The sequence below is a fragment of the Mesorhizobium salmacidum (SeqCode) genome (genome assembly GCF_037179605.1).
Lineage (GTDB): Bacteria > Pseudomonadota > Alphaproteobacteria > Rhizobiales > Rhizobiaceae > Mesorhizobium > Mesorhizobium salmacidum.
In genome coordinates this window covers 145299-162873 of record NZ_JAPYKS010000003.1, presented here as the reverse complement: position 1 = coordinate 162873, position 17575 = coordinate 145299, and the positions used below count along the sequence as shown (strand labels likewise).

Below are 17575 nucleotides of genomic sequence, written 5' to 3'. Positions count from 1 at the left end.
ACGAAATCGCTCCAATCCTTCCCGGCTGGAGGAATTGCCAGGTCTTTTGGACGCAGCGTCATTGCCGGCCAGCTTCCGGCGGATAATCTGGTCCGTGGAGGAAATCCCATGGCCAATCATTTCGCACTGCTGGCGCTTGGTGTCCTGTCGGTCATTCCCGGACGCGCCTTTGCCCTCGAGGATAGCTATCTGCCGGCAGGCAAGATCCCTTACGTCGCCGAGGCGCCGGACCAGCCGCAGCGCCTGGGACCACTGTGGGGCGAAAGGGCCAAGGGGCCTGCCGGCACCTTGCTGAAAGTTCCGGGCAACTGGCGCGCTCCTGTTCACGCGCACACCGCCGACTATCGCGCCGTAGTCATCCAGGGTCTGTGGGCGCACTGGCAGATGGAAGGCGGTGAGGCGACCAAGGTCGAACTGCCGCCTGGTTCCTACTGGACGCAAAAGGCCAATGAGATGCATGACGACGCTTGCCTCTCGCAGACGGAATGCGTGATCCTGTTGATCAACGACACGCCATACGAGACCTACCTGCCAAAATAGCCGCGCCCTATGACGCGTGCCGCAAGCTGACCCCACTGCCCTTATCGAACAGCACCACCTTGTCTGGGTTCCAGGCAAAGCGCACCGGTTGCTCGATCGCGACATCGGTCCTGGCCGGCACGGTGGCGCGCAGTGTCGTATCGCCGACCCGCAGCGTCAGGATCTTTTCCACGCCATGATTCTCGACGTCGTGGACACGCGCCTCGATCGGTGCGCCGCTTTCCAGATAGACATCCTCCGGACGGATGCCGAAGACGAGCGGGCGACCGTCGGTCGCCCCACTCGCCCCAGCCCCCCCAAAGATTTTGGCCGCCCCCGCAAAGGGCAGTTCGAAATTCAACGGCGCCATCACCGCCCGGCCGTTCACCAGCCTGCCGTCGATCAGGTTCATCGGCGGCGAGCCGACGAAGCTCGCTACATAGGTGTCGCGCGGGTTGTTGTAGATCTCGTGCGGCGTGCCGGTCTGGATGATGCGGCCGTGGTTGAGCACGCCGACTTTGTCGCCCATTGACATCGCCTCGATCTGGTCGTGGGTCACGAACAGGAAGGTGGCGCCGAGCTGTATCTGCAGGTTCTTCAACTCGGTGCGCAGCGCCTCGCGCAATTTGGCGTCGAGCGCCGACAGCGGCTCGTCCATCAGGAACACGCGCGGCTTGCGCACGATGGCGCGGCCGATGGAGACGCGCTGCATCTCGCCGCCGGATAGCCGGTCGGTCTTGCGGTCGAGCAGGTGCTCGATCCGCAGCGTGCGGGCTGCGCGGTCGACGCGGTCCTTGATCTCGGCGTCCGGCAGACGGCGGATCTTCGGCTTCAGCGGAAATTCGAGATTCTCGCGCACCGTGTAACGCGGATAAAGCGAGTATTGCTGCAGCACCAGCGCCACGTCGCGCTCGGCCGCGCCCCAGTCGGCAACGTCGACCCCGTCGATGAAGACCTGCCCCTCGCTCGGCTTCTCCAGGCCGGCGATCAGCCGCAGCGTCGTCGTCTTGCCGGCACCCGTTTCGCCGAGCAGGACAAAGAATTCGCCATCGGCGATGTCGAGGTCCAGTCCGGTCAAGGCCGTGTGGTTGCCGAAACTCTTGGAAATGTTCTTGAGCTGAATATGGGCCATCAGAGCCTCACCTCAAGCGACTTGCCGCTTGCCTTGTCGAAGAAATGCGCCTGCGTCGGATCGATCCTGGCAAAGACCTTTTCGCCGGGGCCTGAAATGTAGCCGCTCTTGGTGCGGGCACGCAGCATCTTGGAGCCGACCTTGAGGTCGACGATGTCGAAGGAGCCGAGCGGTTCGACGATCTGCGTCTCGACGGCCATGAAGCCATCGGCCGCGTCACGGCGAATGAGCACCCCTTCGGGCCGAATGCCGAGCGCCAGGCTGCCACCGGCATGGCCATTGAGCTTCGACAGCAATGTGCGGGGAAACTCGAAGCCGGAAGCCGCTCCACCGACCGAGACCGAAACGGAAGACGCCGTCTCGGCGACCGCCGCGTCGGCGACGTTCATCACCGGGCTACCGACGAATTGCGCCACGAACAGGTTGGCCGGACGCGAATAGACCTCGTCGGGCGTTCCCACCTGCTGCAGCACCCCCTCATGCATGATGACGATGCGGTCGGCCAGGCTCATCGCCTCGATCTGATCGTGCGTGACATAGATGGTGGTCGAGCCCTGCTTGATGTGCAGCCGCTTGATCTCGGCCCGCATCTCCTCGCGCAGCTTGGCGTCGAGCGCACCGATCGGCTCATCCATCAGCATCGCCTTCGGCCGCCGCACCAGCGCCCGGCCGATGGCGACGCGCTGCATGTCGCCGCCTGAGAGCGCCGACGGTTTCTTGGCCAACAGGTCCAGGATTTGCAGCGTTTTGGCGACCGAACGTACTTCCTGATCGATCTCGCTTTTGCTCTTGCGCGTGGCGCGGAGTGGAAAGGCGATGTTCTCGTAGACGCTCATATGCGGATAGAGCGAAAATGACTGGAACACCATGGCGATATCGCGGTCGGCCGCCTTCAGATGCTGGACCGGTTTGCCGTCGATGAGGATATCCCCCTCGTCGATGGTTTCCAGCCCGGCGATGGCGCGCAACGTCGTCGTCTTGCCGCAGCCGGACTGGCCGAGCAGCACGATGAACTCATTGTCCGCGATCTTGAGGTTGAGGTCCTTGATGACCTGGACGGCACCGAAGAATTTCTGGACGCCGCGAAGCTCGATCTGGGTCAATGCTGTGCTCCCGGATTTCGCGCGTCCGCGCCATGGCCGGTGCCGGTCTGTTCCTCGGGCGCGATCTTCGAGGTGATGTTGAAGCCGATCAGCCCGACCAGGATGATGGTCAGGCCATAGGCGTGCAGCAGCATGTTCCAGGGCTGGCAGAGGGCCACGATGCCGAGCACCATGAGTATTTGCGAACCCGGTTCCAGATATTTCTGATTGATGGCGCGAAAGCTCATTTGCGGATTGCTCCGAAGGACATGCCGCGCAAGAGATGATTGCGGAGCAGGAAGGTGAAGATGGCGACCGGCAGCAGGAACAGGAAGGTTCCGGCGGCGATCACCGTCCAGTCCGGCAGGCCGGAGCCGACCTGGCTGGGAATGAACGGCGGCGCGGTCTGGGCGCGGCGGTTGGTCATGATCAGCGCGAAGGCATATTCGTTCCACGCCGTGATGAAGCAGAAGACGGCGGTGGCGGCGATGCCGGTGGCGGCCTCCGGCAGCACGATCTTGAAGAAGGCTTCCATGCGGGTGTAACCGTCGACCAGTGCCGCCTCCTCATATTCCTTCGGGATTTCATCCATGAAACCCTTCATCAGCCACACCGAGAAGGACAGGTTGAAGGCGGTGTAGAGGATGATCAGCCCGATGTGGGTATCGTTGAGGCCGACCGCGCGGTACATCAGGAACATCGGGATCGCCACCACCACGGGCGGCAGCATGCGTGTCGACAGGATGAAGAAGAGCAGGTCCGCCTCTCCCTTCACCTTGAAGCGCGAGAACCCATAAGCGGTGAACGTGCCCATGCCGACCGCCAGCACCGTCGATGTGATGGCGATGATCAGCGAGTTCAGAAAGCGGCTCGGATAGCCTGACCACTGGACCTGGCCCTTGCCGTCGCGCACGATCTTTTCGCCACCGTCGAAGACGACGCGCTCCCACCATGGGGCCGCCGCGTATTCTTCCGGCGACGGCGGACTGCGCAATTGAGATCGCTTGGTGAACAGCTTCACGAAGGGCGATATCTCCGGCTGAAAGACGACGGTCGGCGGAATGGTCGTGGCAAGATTGCGCGGCTTGAACGCCGTTGATGCGATCCAGTAGATCGGCGCCAGGAATATTATCGTCACCAGCAGCACGGCGACGATGGCGACGCGGTTGAAGGTGATCTCGGAAGAAGTGCGGACGGCGGCCATCTCAGCGCTCCTTCACCTTGTTGAGGTATTTGACGTAGATGTTGGTGATCGCCAGCACCATGATCAGCACGATGTAGGCCATCGCGCAGGAGCGCCCGGTCTGCCATTCCTGGAACGCCATCTTGTAGAGCCGGATCGAGATCAGCTCGGCCGTCGGCTGGCTGGTCAGGATGTAGGCAAGGTCGAAGGTCTTAAACGCTTCCATGGTACGGAAAATGACCGCGATCATCAGGATCGGAGCGACCAGCGGCAGCGTGATACGGAAGAAGGTGTAGAACGGCCCGGCGCGGTCGATCGCGGCGGCTTCGTAGAGATGCTTCGGCACCGCCGACAGGCCGGCCAGCGACAGCAGCATGACGAAGGGTGACCACATCCAGATGTCGGTCAGCGCGACGGCGTAAAGCGCCATCTTGGGATCGGCCAGCCACTCGAAATTGCCGAGCCCGAGCGCATAGTTGATGACCCCCCATGACGGGTCGTAAAGCAATTTCCAGAACAGCCCGACGACCGCCATCGACAGCATCATCGGCAGCAGCAGCAGCGTGGTGATAAGACCCTTGAGCGGAATATCCCGGTTGAGCAGCATCGCCACGCCGAAGCCGACGAGCAGCTGTCCGACGACCGAGACAATCACGTATTTCGCCGTGATGGCGAAGTTCGACCAGACATAGGGGTCGTTGAGCAGGTCGCGATAGTTCTGCAGCCCGACGAAATTCGCCGGCGCGTTGGTCGACGCGCGGAAGTCGGTGAAGGAATAGCCGAGCGAGTAGATCAGCGGAAAAATGTTGAAGACGATCAGGAACAGAACCGTCGGGATGATGAAGAGATTGCGGATGGAAATATCGCTCAGGCCGCGCGCCGCGGCACGCGAGGATCTGTCGAGGGTGGTGATCATCGTGGTCGCCAAGACCCTGCTCCCGGTTCAAGAAAAAGAAACGGAGGAGGCGACACCGCCCCCTCCGCGGGACATGAATGATTATTGGCCGCGGCCGTATTTCTTGAAGGTCGCGTTCCAGTCTCCAGCCAAAGCGTCCAGCGTTTCCTTGGCGGTGCCACTGCCGCCGATTATGTAGGGATAGACGCGCTGGTTCAGCTGCTGCAGCAGTTCGGCATATTCCGGCACCGCCCAGAAGTCCTTCACCTTGAACATGGTCTCGTAGAAGGCCTTGTTGTAGGGCGTGGCGTTCTGGAACTCAGGCGACTTGAGCACTGCCTGGCTGCAGGTATAGCCGCCAAGGGCCGCCCACTTCTTCTGGGTCTCGTCCTTGATGAACCATTCGAGGAACTTCATCGCCTCTTCCTGCTTCTGCGAGTACGAGATGACGGAGATGCCTTGCCCGCCGAGCGCGGCGAACTGGTCGCCATTGGGACCGGGAGGGTTGGCGAAGAAGCCGGTGTTCTTGGCATTCGGGTTCGACGCTTCGTTGATCAGCGAGGGGAAGAACGCGAAGAAGTTCATGCTCATCGCGGCCAGGTTTTCCGTGATTGCCTGGTTGTCCTCGACGAAGAACGATTTGGCCCAGCCCGGAGGCGTGAACTTGTAGAGTTCCTTATAGGCATCGAGCGCGGCCACCGCCTTGTCGGAGTTGATGTGACCATCGACCTTGTAGGTCGTGTAGTCGCCCAACTCACCGCCATAGGAGAACAGCGCGTTCTCGAAGCCCATCGCCATCGCGTCGTAGGAATTGTCGGTGTAGATGGCGATGCCGTATCTCTTCTGATCCGGCCGGTGGAAGAACTCGGCGATGTCGCGCAGCGCCTTGAAGTCCTTCGGCACGTCGAGGTCGTAGCCGTACTTGGCCTTGAAGGCTTCCTTCTCCTTCGGATCCTCGAACCAGTCCTTGCGATAGGACCAGCCGACGGCATCGCCCTCGAGCGGGATCGCCCAGTATTTGCCGCTGTTGCCGGGATACTCGGCATAGTATTTCACCGTCGCCGGTGCCATGACGTTGCCAAGATCATGCTTCTTGAAGAAGTCGGTCAGGTCGACATAGTGGCCGCCGGTGGAGCCGGCGCCGAGCCACTGCGAGTCGCCAACGACCAGGTCATAGGCGTCGCCATGGGCGTTGAACTCGGTGAAGGCCTTGGTCTGGAAGTCGGACCAGGGCGTGGTCTCCACCGTGATCTTGACGCCGGTTTCCTTCTCGTACTCGTTGCCGAGTTCCTGCAGGTAATTGGCCGGATCCCACTCCGCCCAGAAGATGGTGAGCGACTTTTCCTGCGCGTAGACGGATGTTCCGCAGGCAAGCGTTAAGCCGATACCAGCAAGCACGCTGGTCACTAACTTGCGCATAATGATTTCCTCCCTTGTGCGCATTCTACCTTGTCTTGCGAGCCGGCGACGGAGCTGGCCCTGGTAGTTCCTCCGGTGGTCGCGCTTTCCGAAATTCGGAGCCTCCTCGCTCTGTCCGGAAACGGGTCGCAGCCCTCACTTTCGATCCGCTTTTCTTTCCAAATCTGGTATTACCAATTATGAATGCCCGTCAAGCCCCTTCTTGCGCAACAATGCCTGCCAAGCCGTCGAATTTCAGACTTATCCAGCTGTTTTCTCTGTATTTTCCTACTCATTGATATGCTTTGGCCTTGTGCGGACTTTTGCATTGCGGGTATTGTCAGTGGTCGACGCGCCAATCTGGTAGAACCAGATTAGCGCTATTCCTATGTCGTCGCCAGCGTCATCCCAGCCGTATCGGTGGCCGACTCCGCGATCGCCGCGCGCACCAACGCACTCGCCGCCCATTGCGCGACCGACATCGTCCGGCGGCTGTCCAGCCCCCATATATCCTTGAGCACGATCAGCACCTCCACGCCGAAGATGAGCGACAGCGCCTGCGCCAGCCGCTTGAAATCGCGCGGCGGCAAGCGGCCCTTGAGCGGCGCGAGCGCCTCTTTCAGCAATTCGACGCGATGGCCGCGCGTGAAGGCCGGCTCGCCGCCCAGCGTACCCGCCTGGCGTCGCGCCCATTGATCGAGCGACAGCTTCAACGCTGCCTTGAATGTCGCCTCGAAGGCCTCGATGCGCGGCATGGCCGTATCGAACAGGTCTGCGACCCGGCGCTCGGCATCGGCGGCGGTGGATTTCCAAGTGAGGATCGGCCCGAGCCCCTCGTCGACGACCGCCTGCACCAAGGCTGCCTGGCTCGGGAAATAGCGATAGGCGGTGGCGCGGGAAACCTCGGCCGCCTCCGCCACCTCGCTGACCGAGGGCGTCGCCCCCGCCTGCATCAGCCTTGTCGCCGTCTCCAGCATCAGCCGTTTCGTACGCGCGCGGGGTCCGCGATCGGCTCTCTCACCGGTGTCTTCGTTCGTTGCGGGTTGTTGACGTGAGACATTCATACCAATACGATACGCGCGTCTCAAAAAATTGCAATGGCAGCCCCTTATCCCGGAGTGGCTATGTTGACGCTTTATGGCGCACAAAGCTTTCATCTGCTGAGCACCACCACCTTTGGGCCATCCAGCACAGGGGGGCGCAGATGAAGCGCGTCTATGTGGTGGGCACGGCCGATACCAAGGGCGAGGAACTCGGCTTCCTCGCGGATGCGATCGCAGCCACGGGCGCCGTCGTTTGCCGTGTCGATATCGGCACGCGAGGCGCGACCGTGCCGGTCGACGTCTCGGCTGAGGAGGTCGCCGCCTGTCATCCCGATGGCCGCGGTGCGGTGCTCGGCATCGACGACCGCGGCAGATCGGTTGCGGCGATGGCTGGGGCATTCACGCGCTTTGTCCAGTCGTGCACCGACATATCAGGTGTGGTCGGCATTGGCGGTGGTGGCGGCACCTCGATCGTCACCGCGGGCATGCGCGCGCTGCCGCTCGGCCTGCCCAAGATCATGGTCTCGACGCTCGCTTCGGGCGACACCGCTCCCTATGTGGACATATCCGACATCATCATGATGCCGTCGGTGACCGACATGGCTGGCCTCAACCGGCTGTCTCGTGTCGTCCTACACAACGCCGCCCAGGCGATAGCGGGCATGGCAGGCAATCCGGCGCCGGCAGCGGACGGCAAAGCATCGATCGGCCTCACCATGTTCGGCGTCACCACGCCTTGCGTGACCGCAATCGCCGATCAATTGCGCGACATCTACGACTGCATCGTCTTCCATGCCACCGGCACCGGCGGCCGCAGCATGGAGAAATTGGCCGACAGCAGCCTGCTGTCGGGTGTCATCGACATCACCACGACGGAGGTCTGCGACCTGCTGTTCAATGGCGTGCTGCCGGCGACGCAGGATCGTTTCGGTGCCATCGCCCGCACCGGCCTGCCCTATGTCGGTTCGGTGGGCGCGCTCGACATGGTCAACTTCTGGGCCCCTTCGACCATTCCGGAGCGCTATCGCGGCCGGTTGTTCTATGAGCACAACCCGAACGTCACCCTGATGCGCACGACCGCACAGGAATGCCGCGCGATCGGCGAATGGATCGGCACCAGGCTCGCCCATTGCGAAGGTCCAGTGCATTTCCTGATCCCGGAAAAAGGCGTCTCCGCACTCGATATCGAAGGCGGCGCCTTCTTCGATCCGGAAGCCGATGCCGTCCTGTTCGACGCCATCGAGCGCACCATCAGGCCAGGTGCGACGCGCCGCGTCACCCGCCTGCCGCTGCACATCAACGATCCCGAATTCGCCAGGGCCGCGGTCGCTGCCTTTCTCGATATCGCCAGACAGTGAGACCCAGACATGCCAGCCATACCGCGCAAGGACATATTGAAGAAATTCCGGGGAATGATCGACAAGGGCGTGCCGATCGTCGGCGGCGGTGCCGGCACCGGCCTGTCGGCCAAGGCAGAGGAAGCCGGCGGCATCGACCTCATCATCATCTACAATTCCGGCCGCTACCGCATGGCCGGACGCGGTTCGGCCGCGGGCCTGCTCGCCTATGGCAATGCCAACGAGATCGTCAAGGAGATGGCCTATGAGGTCTTGCCGGTGGTCAGGCGCACGCCCGTGCTGGCCGGCGTCAACGGCACCGATCCCTTCGTCATCATGCCGCTGCTGCTGGCGGAACTGAAGACGATGGGCTTTTCCGGCGTGCAGAATTTCCCGACTATCGGTCTCTTCGACGGCACCATGCGGCAGAGCTTCGAGGAGACCGGCATGGGCTTCGGCCTCGAGGTCGACATGATCGCCGAGGCGCACAAGCTCGATCTCTTGACCACGCCCTATGTCTTCACCCCCGAAGAAGCTCGCGCCATGGCCAAGGCCGGAGCCGACATCGTCGTTGCCCATATGGGTGTGACGACTGGCGGCTCGATCGGCGCCACCTCGGCCAAGTCGCTCGACGACTGCGTCGTTGCCATCGACGCCATTGCCGAGGCCGCGCGCTCGGTACGCAAGGATGTCATCCTGCTTTGCCATGGCGGCCCAATCTCAATGCCCGACGATGCGCGCTACATCCTCTCCCATGCCAAAGGCCTGCACGGCTTTTATGGCGCGAGCTCGATGGAACGGCTGCCCGCGGAAGCCGCGATCGCCAGGCAGACAGCGGATTTCAAGGCGCTCGGCGGCGAGAAGACCGCCAAGAAAAAGAAGGGATGATGAGAGATGGCCGACAAGAGCAAGGTGTTTGTCTACCCGAAGGACGTCAGCGCCTTCGGTTTCGACTGGGGGAAATTGTCCCTGACCGTTGCGCCCGAAGTGAATGGCGCGACCCGCTTTTCCGGCGGCGTCGTCGACCTGCCCTCGGGCAAGGGCCATACCCGCCATAACCATCCGGGCGCCGAGGAAATCATCTTCGTCATCTCGGGCCATGGCGAACAGATGGTCGAGGACGAGAAGGGCAATCCGGTGGTCGAGAATGTCGGCCCCGGCTGCACCATCTATGTGCCGGAAAGCCGGTTCCACTCGACGCTCAACACTGGTGACGGGCCTATGCGGCTCTTCGTGGTTTATTCGCCGGCGGGACCGGAGCTTGGGTTGCGTGAATTGCCGGATTTCAGGCTGATCCCGGCGGGACAGTGATGATCTGCTCGGGGCGGCGCCGCCCCTCATTGTCCTGCCGGACATTTCTCCCCGTGAAGTGACGGTGAGAAAGACGCTACACCGATGCTTTCGTCAATTTTCAACGGTGCAGGACGAGCGCGGAGGTTGCGACAGCTCCCTTCTGCCCGTCCCTATACGGGAGAAGGTGGCGGCAGCCGGATGAGGGGCAGCGCACCTCAATCCAATCAGGCCGTACCACCCTTGTTCCAGCCCCTGCCCCGATCACCGAACATCACATGACCAGCATCCGTCACCGCCACCGTATCCTCCAGCTTGATGAAGCCGCGCGTCGGGTGAAGCATGGTGGTCTCCACCGACAGCACCATGTTTTTCTCCAGCGGCTTGGCGGCATAAGTGCCTTCATAAGTCACCGGATGGTTGGTCATCAGGAACGGCGCCTCATGCGTGATCAGGCCCATGCCGTGGGCGAAGAAATCCGTGTAGGGCGCGACCTTGGATGTCTTCAGCACACCCTCGGCGTGAGCAATCATGTCGCCGCCAAGCGTGCCCGCCTTCACCTTCGAGAAGGCCGCCTGCTGCACGGTCTCGACCTCGGCCAGCAGATCTTCCAGCTCTGCGTCCGGTTCGCCCAGAATGCCCATCCTGCAGAGGTCGCCTATATAGCCGTGATAATTGCCGCCGGAATCGATCGACAGCACCTCGCCGTTCCTCCACGCCTGGCTTGACGAAGCGCGGTTGTGGCTGGAGCCCAGCGTAAGCAGGCAATATTCGAAATGCGCGCCGCGATTGGTCTCCTCGCGCCGCAGCTGCTCGATCATCTCGCTCTTGGTCGTGCCCTCACGTGCCCAGGCGATGGTCGCCAGCATGGAATCGGTGATCAGTTCGGAGGCGGTGCGCAGCTTTTCGAGCTCCGCGTCCGTCTTGATGGCGCGCATGCGTTCCAGCATGTCGGTCGCGTCGATCAATTTCGCGTCGGGCAAAGCCCTGCGGATCAGGGCATAGGCGTCCGACGGCAGGAAACCGGGTTCGATGCCGATGCGAGCACCGCCCTTGCCGATCTTCCTGACATGCTCGACGGCAAGATTGGCGGCGTCGAGCGTGCCCCAGCAGGCGGCATGCAGCGTCGGCGTCCAGAACGGATGGTTCTGGTGCTCGCCGCCCTCCATGCGGTTGCCTATATAGGCCGCATGGTCCGGCCCGCCCTTCTCGTAGACGACGATTGGCAGATAGCGGCTGTGGCCGATCGCATCCATGGCGGCGAAGAAGATGAACTTGTAGCCGCCCAACAGATACTGCGTGTTGTGCTTGGAGGTCGCAAGCAGCACGTCGATGCCGGCCTCCTCCATAAGCCGGTCGACCCTCGCCTGGTCGAACGGGATATTGCTGACGGCGCTCTTGCCCGGCGCAATGTTCATCGTTCTCTCCCTGAATTGCCCGGGATCGGTGCTGTTTCGCACTCGATCCGCCGGCTCGCGATCAAATCTGCACCATTTTTCCCACTGTGGTCTAGCCAGAATGTTTACGACGCAACGCCCGGACGGTCACCAAGCGTCATCTGTCCATATATCTGCGGATCTGGTCCTACCAGCCAGTCGAATTGAATGGACTTGTGCTAACTGGTCCAGCGGACGAAAATTTCAAAGCCAAGCAAGGATGCGCCATTCCATGTCTGGCGAAACCCTCGGCAAGGCTCATAATCCCGCCGCAAGAATGCCGATGCACGCGCCGGCGTTCGAGGGGTGTTGTCGCGCCCGGTCGCGGAGAGGACGGAGTTCGATCATGTCAGGTTTCACCATTTCCAGGCGCACCATGCTTACCGGCTCGGCAATACTGCTGGCCTCCACGGCCATGCCGGCACGGGGCTGGGCACAGACACCGAAGAAGGGCGGCCGGCTCGTGCTTGCCGCCGATTCCGAGCCACGCAACCTCAATCCGGCGATCGTCGCCTCCAACGGCGTCTTCTTCATCTCCAGCAAGATCGTCGAGACGTTGGCCGAAGCCTCCTTCGACGGTAAGGATGGGCTTGCACCTCGGCTGGCGGTGAGCTGGGAAGGGGCCGCCGACGGGTTGTCGGCGACGTTCAAGCTGCGCGAAGGAGTCAAATGGCATGACGGCAAGCCGTTCACCTCGGCCGACGTCGCCTTCTCGGCGCTGCAGATCTGGAAGCCGCTGCAGAATCTCGGCCGCACGGTGTTCAAGGACCTCAGCGCGGTCGACACACCAGACGATCTGACCGCCGTGTTCAAATTCGCCAAGCCGACACCGTTTCAGCTGATCCGAAATGCCTTGCCGGCGCTGAGCAGCGTCGTGCCGAAGCACGTCTACGAAGTCGGCAAGATCGAGGACAACCCGGCCAACAATGCTCCGGTCGGCACCGGGCCGTTCAAGTTCGGCGAGTACAAGGCCGGCCAGTATTACCGGCTGACGAAGAACACCGGTTACTGGGGCAAGGACGAGCCATATCTCGACGAAATCATTTATCAGGTCCTGCCCGACCGTACCTCGGCCGCTGCCGCGCTCGAAGCCGAGGAAATCCAGCTCGCGGCTTTCTCCGCCGTGCCACTGGCCGACCTCGACCGCATCTCCAAGGTTCCCGGCCTGAAGGTCATCACCAAGGGTTATGAGGGCCTGACCTACCAACTCGTGGTCGAAATCAACCATCGCCGCAAGGAACTGGCCGACATCAAGGTGCGCCAGGCCATCGCGCATGCCATCGACAAGGATTTCGTCGTCAAGACGGTGTTCCTCGGCTATGCCGCCACCGCCACCGGCCCGGTGCCGAAGAACGATCCGCAATTCTACACCGCCGACGTGCCGACTTATGCCTTCGACGTCGCCAAGGCCAACGCGCTGCTCGATGAAGCCGGTTACAAGAAAGGCGCTGACGGCAACCGCTTCTCGCTCAAGCTCTTGCCGGCCCCCTATTTCAACGAGACAAAACAGTTCGGCGATTATTTGCGCCAGGCGCTCGCGGCAATAGGCATCGACGCGCAACTGGTCAACAACGACTCGGCGGCGCACATCAAGGCGGTCTACACCGACCACGCCTTCGACCTCGCGGTCGGCCCGCCGGTCTTCCGGGGCGATCCGGCCATCTCGACCACCATCCTGGTGCAGAGTGGCATTCCCGATGGCGTGCCGTTCTCCAACCAAGGCGGCTACAAGAGCGACGCGCTCGACGCGCTGATCACCAAGGCCTCCGAAACGCTCGACACCACGGCGCGCACCGACCTCTATAAGGAATTCCAGAAGCAGGTCGCGGCCGACCTGCCGCTGATCAACGTCGCCGAATGGAGCTTCATCAGCGTCGCTAGTGACAAGGTCGGCAACATCGCCAACAACCCGCGCTGGGCGGTTTCGAACTGGGCGGACACATATTTGGCAGGCTGATCTTCCTTGCGGATTGCCTGTCGGGGTGCTCAGCTTCGGAGAATGAGAGTTCGTTCGCGCCCCCCTCTGTCCTGCCGGACATCTCCCCCGCAAGGGGGGAGATCGGCTGTTATCGCCGTCCCGAACAATTGCCAACTTTGCAGGACTGGGCACCGCGCTGAAGCCGCCAATCTCCCCCCGTGTGGGGGCCGGCAGGACGGAGGGGGGCGCCGTAGGGCGCGACCTCTAGCGTTTGCAAGCGGCGCCCTGCTGCCATGACCCGTGCCCTGGTCCTCCTCCGCCGTCGCTTCGTCGGCAGCATTTTCGTACTGCTGATCGTCGTCATCGGCACTTTCCTTTTGCTCGAAGCTGCCCCGGGTGATGCAGTCGACGCCTACATCGTCTCGACCGGCGGCGATGCCGGCATGATCGAGCTCTTGCGCCACCGCTGGGGCCTTGACCAGTCGGAGTTGACGCGGCTCGCCAACTATCTCTGGGCATTGCTGCATCTCGACCTCGGCCAGTCCGTCACCTTCTCCAGGCCGATCCGCGACGTCATCCTCGAGCGCCTGCCGGCCACGCTCATCCTGATGGTCAGCGCCACCGCGCTCTCCTTCGGCCTCGGCTCTACGCTCGGCATCTATGCCGGCGCAAGGCCCGGCGGTTTGCGTGACCGTTTTCTCTCCGTCGCCTCGCTGGCGCTCTACGCGGTGCCCGGCTTCTGGCTCGGCCTGGTGCTGATCGTAATCTTCGCCGTCGACCTGCGCTGGCTGCCGGTCGGCGGCGTCGAGACGCTGGCCTCGGACAAGACCGGTCTCGACCGCGCCGCCGACATCGCCATCCATCTGGTGCTGCCGGTTTCCGCACTCGGCTTCATCTATCTGGCACTCTATCTGCGCATGATGCGCGCCGGCATGGCCGAGGTCTGGCGCCAGGATTTTGTGCTGGCCTCCCGCGCCAGGGGGCTGTCGCGCCGCCGCATCGTGCTCGCCCATGTCGCCCGCAACGCACTGCTGCCGCTGGTCACCATGCTCGGTCTGCAATCGGCGCAGATGCTGGGCGGCAGCGTCGTCATCGAGAGCGTCTTTGCCGTGCCCGGCCTCGGCCGGCTGGCGCAGGAAGCGGTGGCCGCGCGCGACACCCCCTTGCTGCTTGGCATCATCCTCACAAGCGCAGTGCTGGTCATCCTCATCAACCTTCTTGTCGACATCGCCTATGCCTTCCTCGACCCGCGCGTCGGCGCCAGTGAGGCGGGCGCATGAACCGTCTGCGTCGCTTTCTGCGCACGCCCGAGGCAGTTGCCGGCATTATCCTTTTGACGGTGCTGTTTGCCATGGCGCTGTCGGCCTCGCTGTTGTTTCCCGGGGACCCGCAAGCGATTGCCGGCCCCGCGCTGCTGCCGCCATTCCAGGATTGGTCGCTGCCGCTCGGCACCGACCGGCTCGGCCGCGACGTATTGGCCGAACTGTTCCATGGCGCCCGCACCTCGCTTGCTGTCGGCCTTGCCGCGGCCGCCACGGCCCTCGTCATCGGCGCGATCGTCGGCACGCTGGCCGGCTTTGCCGGCGGCCTCGTCGACGAAGTGCTGATGCGCATCACCGACGCGTTCCAGACCGTACCTGGCTTCCTGCTGGCACTGGCCTTCGTCAGCGTGGTTGGCCCCTCGCTCGGCGTCGTCGTCGTGGCGATAGCGCTCGGCACCTGGACCGGGCCAGCGCGCATTGCGCGCGCGGAAGTGCTGTCGATCCGTGAGCGCGACTATGTCGCCGGTGCCCGCGTCATCGGCATGAGTCCGCTGGAGATCGCCTTTCGCGAAGTGCTGCCCAATGCCTTGCCGCCGGTGCTGGCGATGTCGTCGGTCATCGTCGCCGCCGCGATCCTCACTGAAGCGGCCCTGTCCTTCCTTGGCCTCGGCGATCCCAACCGCGTCACCTGGGGCGGCATGATCGCGGAAGGGCGCGCTGTCCTGCGCACCGCGCCGTTCCTGTCGATCGTCCCGGGCATTGCGCTGGTGCTGACGGTATTGGGCGTCTATCTCGCCGGCGAAGGCATCGTCGAGACGACGGCCGTGCGCAGGGGTCTGTCGTGACGGTGATGGCGTCGATCCGCGATCTGACGGTGACCTACCGCCGCGATGGCAGCGAGGTCGCGGCGCTGAAGAACATTACTCTCAATGTCCAGGCAGGCGAACGGCTGGCGATCATCGGCGAGAGTGGTTCGGGCAAGAGCACGCTGGCGCTGGCGATGGCGGGGGTGTTGCCGCAGTCCGCCAGGGCAGAAGGGAGCATCGAGTGGTTCTCCCTTTCATCGTTGGGTGCCAAGACGCCCCCCTCTGTCCTGCCGGAGGGGGGCCTCGCAGGGCGCAGGGGGCAAAAGTCTGCCTCCGTGCCAAACCATACCCTCCTCGGCGGCCGCGACATCGGCTTCGTCTTCCAGGACCCATCAGCCAGCCTCGACCCGGTGATGACCGTCGGCAAACAAATCGCGGAAGTGGTGCGCACCCATCTTGGTCTCGGCTGGCCAGCATCTTATGCCAGGGCAGAGACACTGCTCGAACGCGTCCACCTGCCCGACCCTGACTCCACCATTCACGCCTTCCCGCACCAACTCTCCGGCGGTCAAAAGCAGCGCGTGGCCATTGCCGCCGCGATTGCCGCCGGGCCGAAACTGCTGATCGCCGACGAGGCGACCAGCGCGCTCGACACCATCGTGCAGGCCGAGATCGTCGCGCTGATCCGACGGCTGGTGGCCGAGGACGGCATGACGCTGCTGTTTATCAGCCATGACATTGCGCTCGCCGCCGAGCTTGCCGAACGCATCGCCGTATTTCGTCATGGCGAACTGATCGAAATCGGCGGCACTGGGCAAATCGTCAACGCACCGACGCAAGCCTATACACGCGCGCTGCTCGACGCCCATATCGGCCTCGACGCCGAGCCCTTGCTGAACCGAAGCGGCTGAATCCATGAACCTGCTGACGGTATCCAATCTCATCAAACGCTATAGTCGCGGCGGCAAGACTCTCGCCGCGGTGGACGATGTCTCCTTCCATATCGAGCCAGGCGAAACGTTGGCGCTGGCAGGCCCTTCCGGCAGCGGCAAGTCGACAATCGCGCGGCTGGTGCTGCGACTGATCGAGCCGGATGGCGGACGCATCGAATTCGAAGGCGATAATTTCCTTGCCTTGCGCGGCGCGGCCTTGCTTGCGCGCCGCGCCCGCCTGCAGATGGTGTTCCAGGATCCGCTCGCCGCCTTCAATCCGCGCGCCACGGTGGCGCGCGTCCTCGACGACCCCTTGCGCATCCACGGCGTCGCCTCGCGATCCGAGCGCCCGCGCCGCATCGCTGCCCTGCTGGAACGGGTCGGCCTGGCGGCCGATCTTGCGCCCCGCGCCATCCACGAAATCTCCGGCGGACAGCGGCAGCGCGTGGCGATTGCCCGCGCCATCGCCACCAAACCGTCGCTGATCGTGCTTGACGAAGCGGTATCGGCGCTCGATGTTTCAGTGCGCGGCCAGATCCTCAATCTGCTGCTCGACCTGCAGCGCGAGGAACGGATCGCCTATCTCTTCATTTCGCATGATCTCGGCGTCGTCCGGGCGGTCGCCCACCGTGTCATCCTTCTCGATGCCGGTCGGATCGCCGAGAACGGTGATGCCCGAACCGTCATCGGTGCACCGCAATCGGCCATCGGCCAAGCGCTGGTGGCAGCCGCCCCGAGATTACACAGGACCACACAGGACGCATCATGACCGATCCCGAAGCCAGAGCAGAGAAACTGTCGCGCGAGCTCGATTCCGCCTTCCGCAACCGCGCCGATCTCTATCGCCTGTTTCTCGACGAATTGACCGAGGAACTGGGCGCCGAAAAGGCCGAGGCGATCATGATCCGCGCCATCGAACAGCGTGGTAGGGAGGTTGCAGCGGCCGCTTTTGCCGCCTTCGGCCCCAACGATGCGCCAGCAATCGGCGAGGCGTTTCTGGCTGTCAGCCCGGATGGCGGCCTGATGTACCCGACCGATATCGAACGCGGCGATGACCGCATCGCTTTCAAGGTCAAGCGCTGCCCGCTGAAGGATGCCTGGGTCGAGGCTGGTGTCGGCGACGACAAACTCGCGACGCTCTGCCGCATCGCCGGCGCCTTCGACCGCGGCCTCTTCGAGGCGACCGGCGTGCGCTTCGACAACATCACCTGGACGCCGGGCCGCGGCTCCGGCTGCTGCCACATCGTACTAACCAATCGCGATGCCGGCTAAGCAATTTATCGTCCTAAGAATGCGTTGAGGTTCAGCTCTGGCTGAGCCCAAAGCGGCTGATGCCGAGAAC

General features: G+C 63.0%; 18 protein-coding genes. 10 read left to right on the top strand and 8 right to left on the bottom strand.

The features are described from left to right. Positions 1–108: 108 nt before the first annotated feature. Positions 109–540: a DUF4437 domain-containing protein gene (locus O7A60_RS05340; protein ID WP_337105360.1), complete on the top strand. Its 432-nt coding sequence runs from the start codon at positions 109–111 to the stop codon at positions 538–540. Positions 541–547: 7 nt separating this feature from the next. On the opposite strand, the gene O7A60_RS05335 is transcribed toward O7A60_RS05340, so the two are convergent. The 7 genes from O7A60_RS05335 to O7A60_RS05305 all read right to left on the bottom strand — a co-directional run bounded on the left by O7A60_RS05335 (position 548) and on the right by O7A60_RS05305 (position 7273). Then, a complete protein-coding gene (locus O7A60_RS05335) occupies positions 548–1651 on the bottom strand; it encodes an ABC transporter ATP-binding protein (RefSeq protein ID WP_337105359.1) in 1104 nt (367 codons plus the stop codon). Further along, on the bottom strand, positions 1651–2754 hold the full coding sequence (locus tag O7A60_RS05330; RefSeq protein ID WP_027144639.1) for an ABC transporter ATP-binding protein: 1104 nt from the start codon (positions 2752–2754) through the stop codon (positions 1651–1653). Before O7A60_RS05330 ends, O7A60_RS05335 begins: the two co-directional genes overlap by 1 nt. Continuing rightward, positions 2751–2981, bottom strand: a complete 231-nt coding sequence (locus tag O7A60_RS05325) for a hypothetical protein (protein ID WP_337105358.1) — start codon at positions 2979–2981, stop codon at positions 2751–2753. Before O7A60_RS05325 ends, O7A60_RS05330 begins: the two co-directional genes overlap by 4 nt. Beyond that, entirely contained in the window at positions 2978–3937 is a 960-nt protein-coding gene (locus O7A60_RS05320) for a carbohydrate ABC transporter permease (protein ID WP_027144637.1), read from the bottom strand. The genes O7A60_RS05325 and O7A60_RS05320 overlap by 4 nt, the downstream gene beginning before the upstream one ends. 1 nt (position 3938) lies before the next feature. Next, positions 3939–4844, bottom strand: coding sequence for a carbohydrate ABC transporter permease (locus O7A60_RS05315; protein ID WP_015315632.1), 906 nt, complete (start codon positions 4842–4844; stop codon positions 3939–3941). 69 nt (positions 4845–4913) lie between these two features. Further along, positions 4914–6230: an ABC transporter substrate-binding protein gene (locus O7A60_RS05310; protein WP_027144635.1), complete on the bottom strand. Its 1317-nt coding sequence runs from the start codon at positions 6228–6230 to the stop codon at positions 4914–4916. Between the two features lie 365 nt (positions 6231–6595). Then, positions 6596–7273 carry a TetR/AcrR family transcriptional regulator gene (locus tag O7A60_RS05305; RefSeq protein ID WP_337105354.1) on the bottom strand — a complete coding sequence of 226 codons (678 nt, stop codon included), beginning with the start codon at positions 7271–7273 and terminating at the stop codon, positions 6596–6598. A 140-nt stretch (positions 7274–7413) separates the two neighbouring features. Between O7A60_RS05305 and O7A60_RS05300 the strand changes: the two genes are divergently transcribed. Genes O7A60_RS05300 through O7A60_RS05290 form a run of 3 tightly spaced genes read left to right on the top strand, consistent with a single transcriptional unit; the run spans position 7414 to position 9900 of the window. Next, a complete protein-coding gene (locus O7A60_RS05300; protein WP_337105352.1) occupies positions 7414–8610 on the top strand; it encodes a Tm-1-like ATP-binding domain-containing protein in 1197 nt (398 codons plus the stop codon). 9 nt (positions 8611–8619) lie between these two features. After that, on the top strand, positions 8620–9477 hold the full coding sequence (locus tag O7A60_RS05295) for a phosphoenolpyruvate hydrolase family protein (protein ID WP_027144632.1): 858 nt from the start codon (positions 8620–8622) through the stop codon (positions 9475–9477). A gap of 6 nt (positions 9478–9483) precedes the next feature. Further along, positions 9484–9900 (top strand): cupin domain-containing protein, encoded by a 417-nt coding sequence (locus O7A60_RS05290; protein WP_337105350.1) that lies wholly within the window; start codon positions 9484–9486, stop codon positions 9898–9900. A 206-nt stretch (positions 9901–10106) separates the two neighbouring features. Here O7A60_RS05290 and O7A60_RS05285 read toward each other — a convergent pair whose 3' ends face one another. Then, positions 10107–11297 (bottom strand): Xaa-Pro peptidase family protein, encoded by a 1191-nt coding sequence (locus O7A60_RS05285; protein WP_337105348.1) that lies wholly within the window; start codon positions 11295–11297, stop codon positions 10107–10109. A gap of 364 nt (positions 11298–11661) precedes the next feature. On the opposite strand from O7A60_RS05285, the gene O7A60_RS05280 reads away from it, so the two are divergent. The 6 genes from O7A60_RS05280 to O7A60_RS05255 all read left to right on the top strand — a co-directional run bounded on the left by O7A60_RS05280 (position 11662) and on the right by O7A60_RS05255 (position 17505). After that, positions 11662–13272, top strand: a complete 1611-nt coding sequence (locus tag O7A60_RS05280; RefSeq protein ID WP_337105346.1) for an ABC transporter substrate-binding protein — start codon at positions 11662–11664, stop codon at positions 13270–13272. A 254-nt stretch (positions 13273–13526) separates the two neighbouring features. Next, positions 13527–14513, top strand: coding sequence for an ABC transporter permease (locus O7A60_RS05275; protein WP_337105345.1), 987 nt, complete (start codon positions 13527–13529; stop codon positions 14511–14513). Continuing rightward, on the top strand, positions 14510–15340 hold the full coding sequence (locus O7A60_RS05270; RefSeq protein ID WP_337105344.1) for an ABC transporter permease: 831 nt from the start codon (positions 14510–14512) through the stop codon (positions 15338–15340). Before O7A60_RS05275 ends, O7A60_RS05270 begins: the two co-directional genes overlap by 4 nt. Then, positions 15337–16212 (top strand): ABC transporter ATP-binding protein, encoded by an 876-nt coding sequence (locus O7A60_RS05265; protein WP_337105343.1) that lies wholly within the window; start codon positions 15337–15339, stop codon positions 16210–16212. Before O7A60_RS05270 ends, O7A60_RS05265 begins: the two co-directional genes overlap by 4 nt. 4 nt (positions 16213–16216) lie before the next feature. Beyond that, entirely contained in the window at positions 16217–17002 is a 786-nt protein-coding gene (locus O7A60_RS05260; RefSeq protein WP_337105342.1) for an ATP-binding cassette domain-containing protein, read from the top strand. Next, positions 16999–17505 carry an L-2-amino-thiazoline-4-carboxylic acid hydrolase gene (locus O7A60_RS05255; RefSeq protein ID WP_337105341.1) on the top strand — a complete coding sequence of 169 codons (507 nt, stop codon included), beginning with the start codon at positions 16999–17001 and terminating at the stop codon, positions 17503–17505. Before O7A60_RS05260 ends, O7A60_RS05255 begins: the two co-directional genes overlap by 4 nt. Positions 17506–17575: the final 70 nt, after the last annotated feature.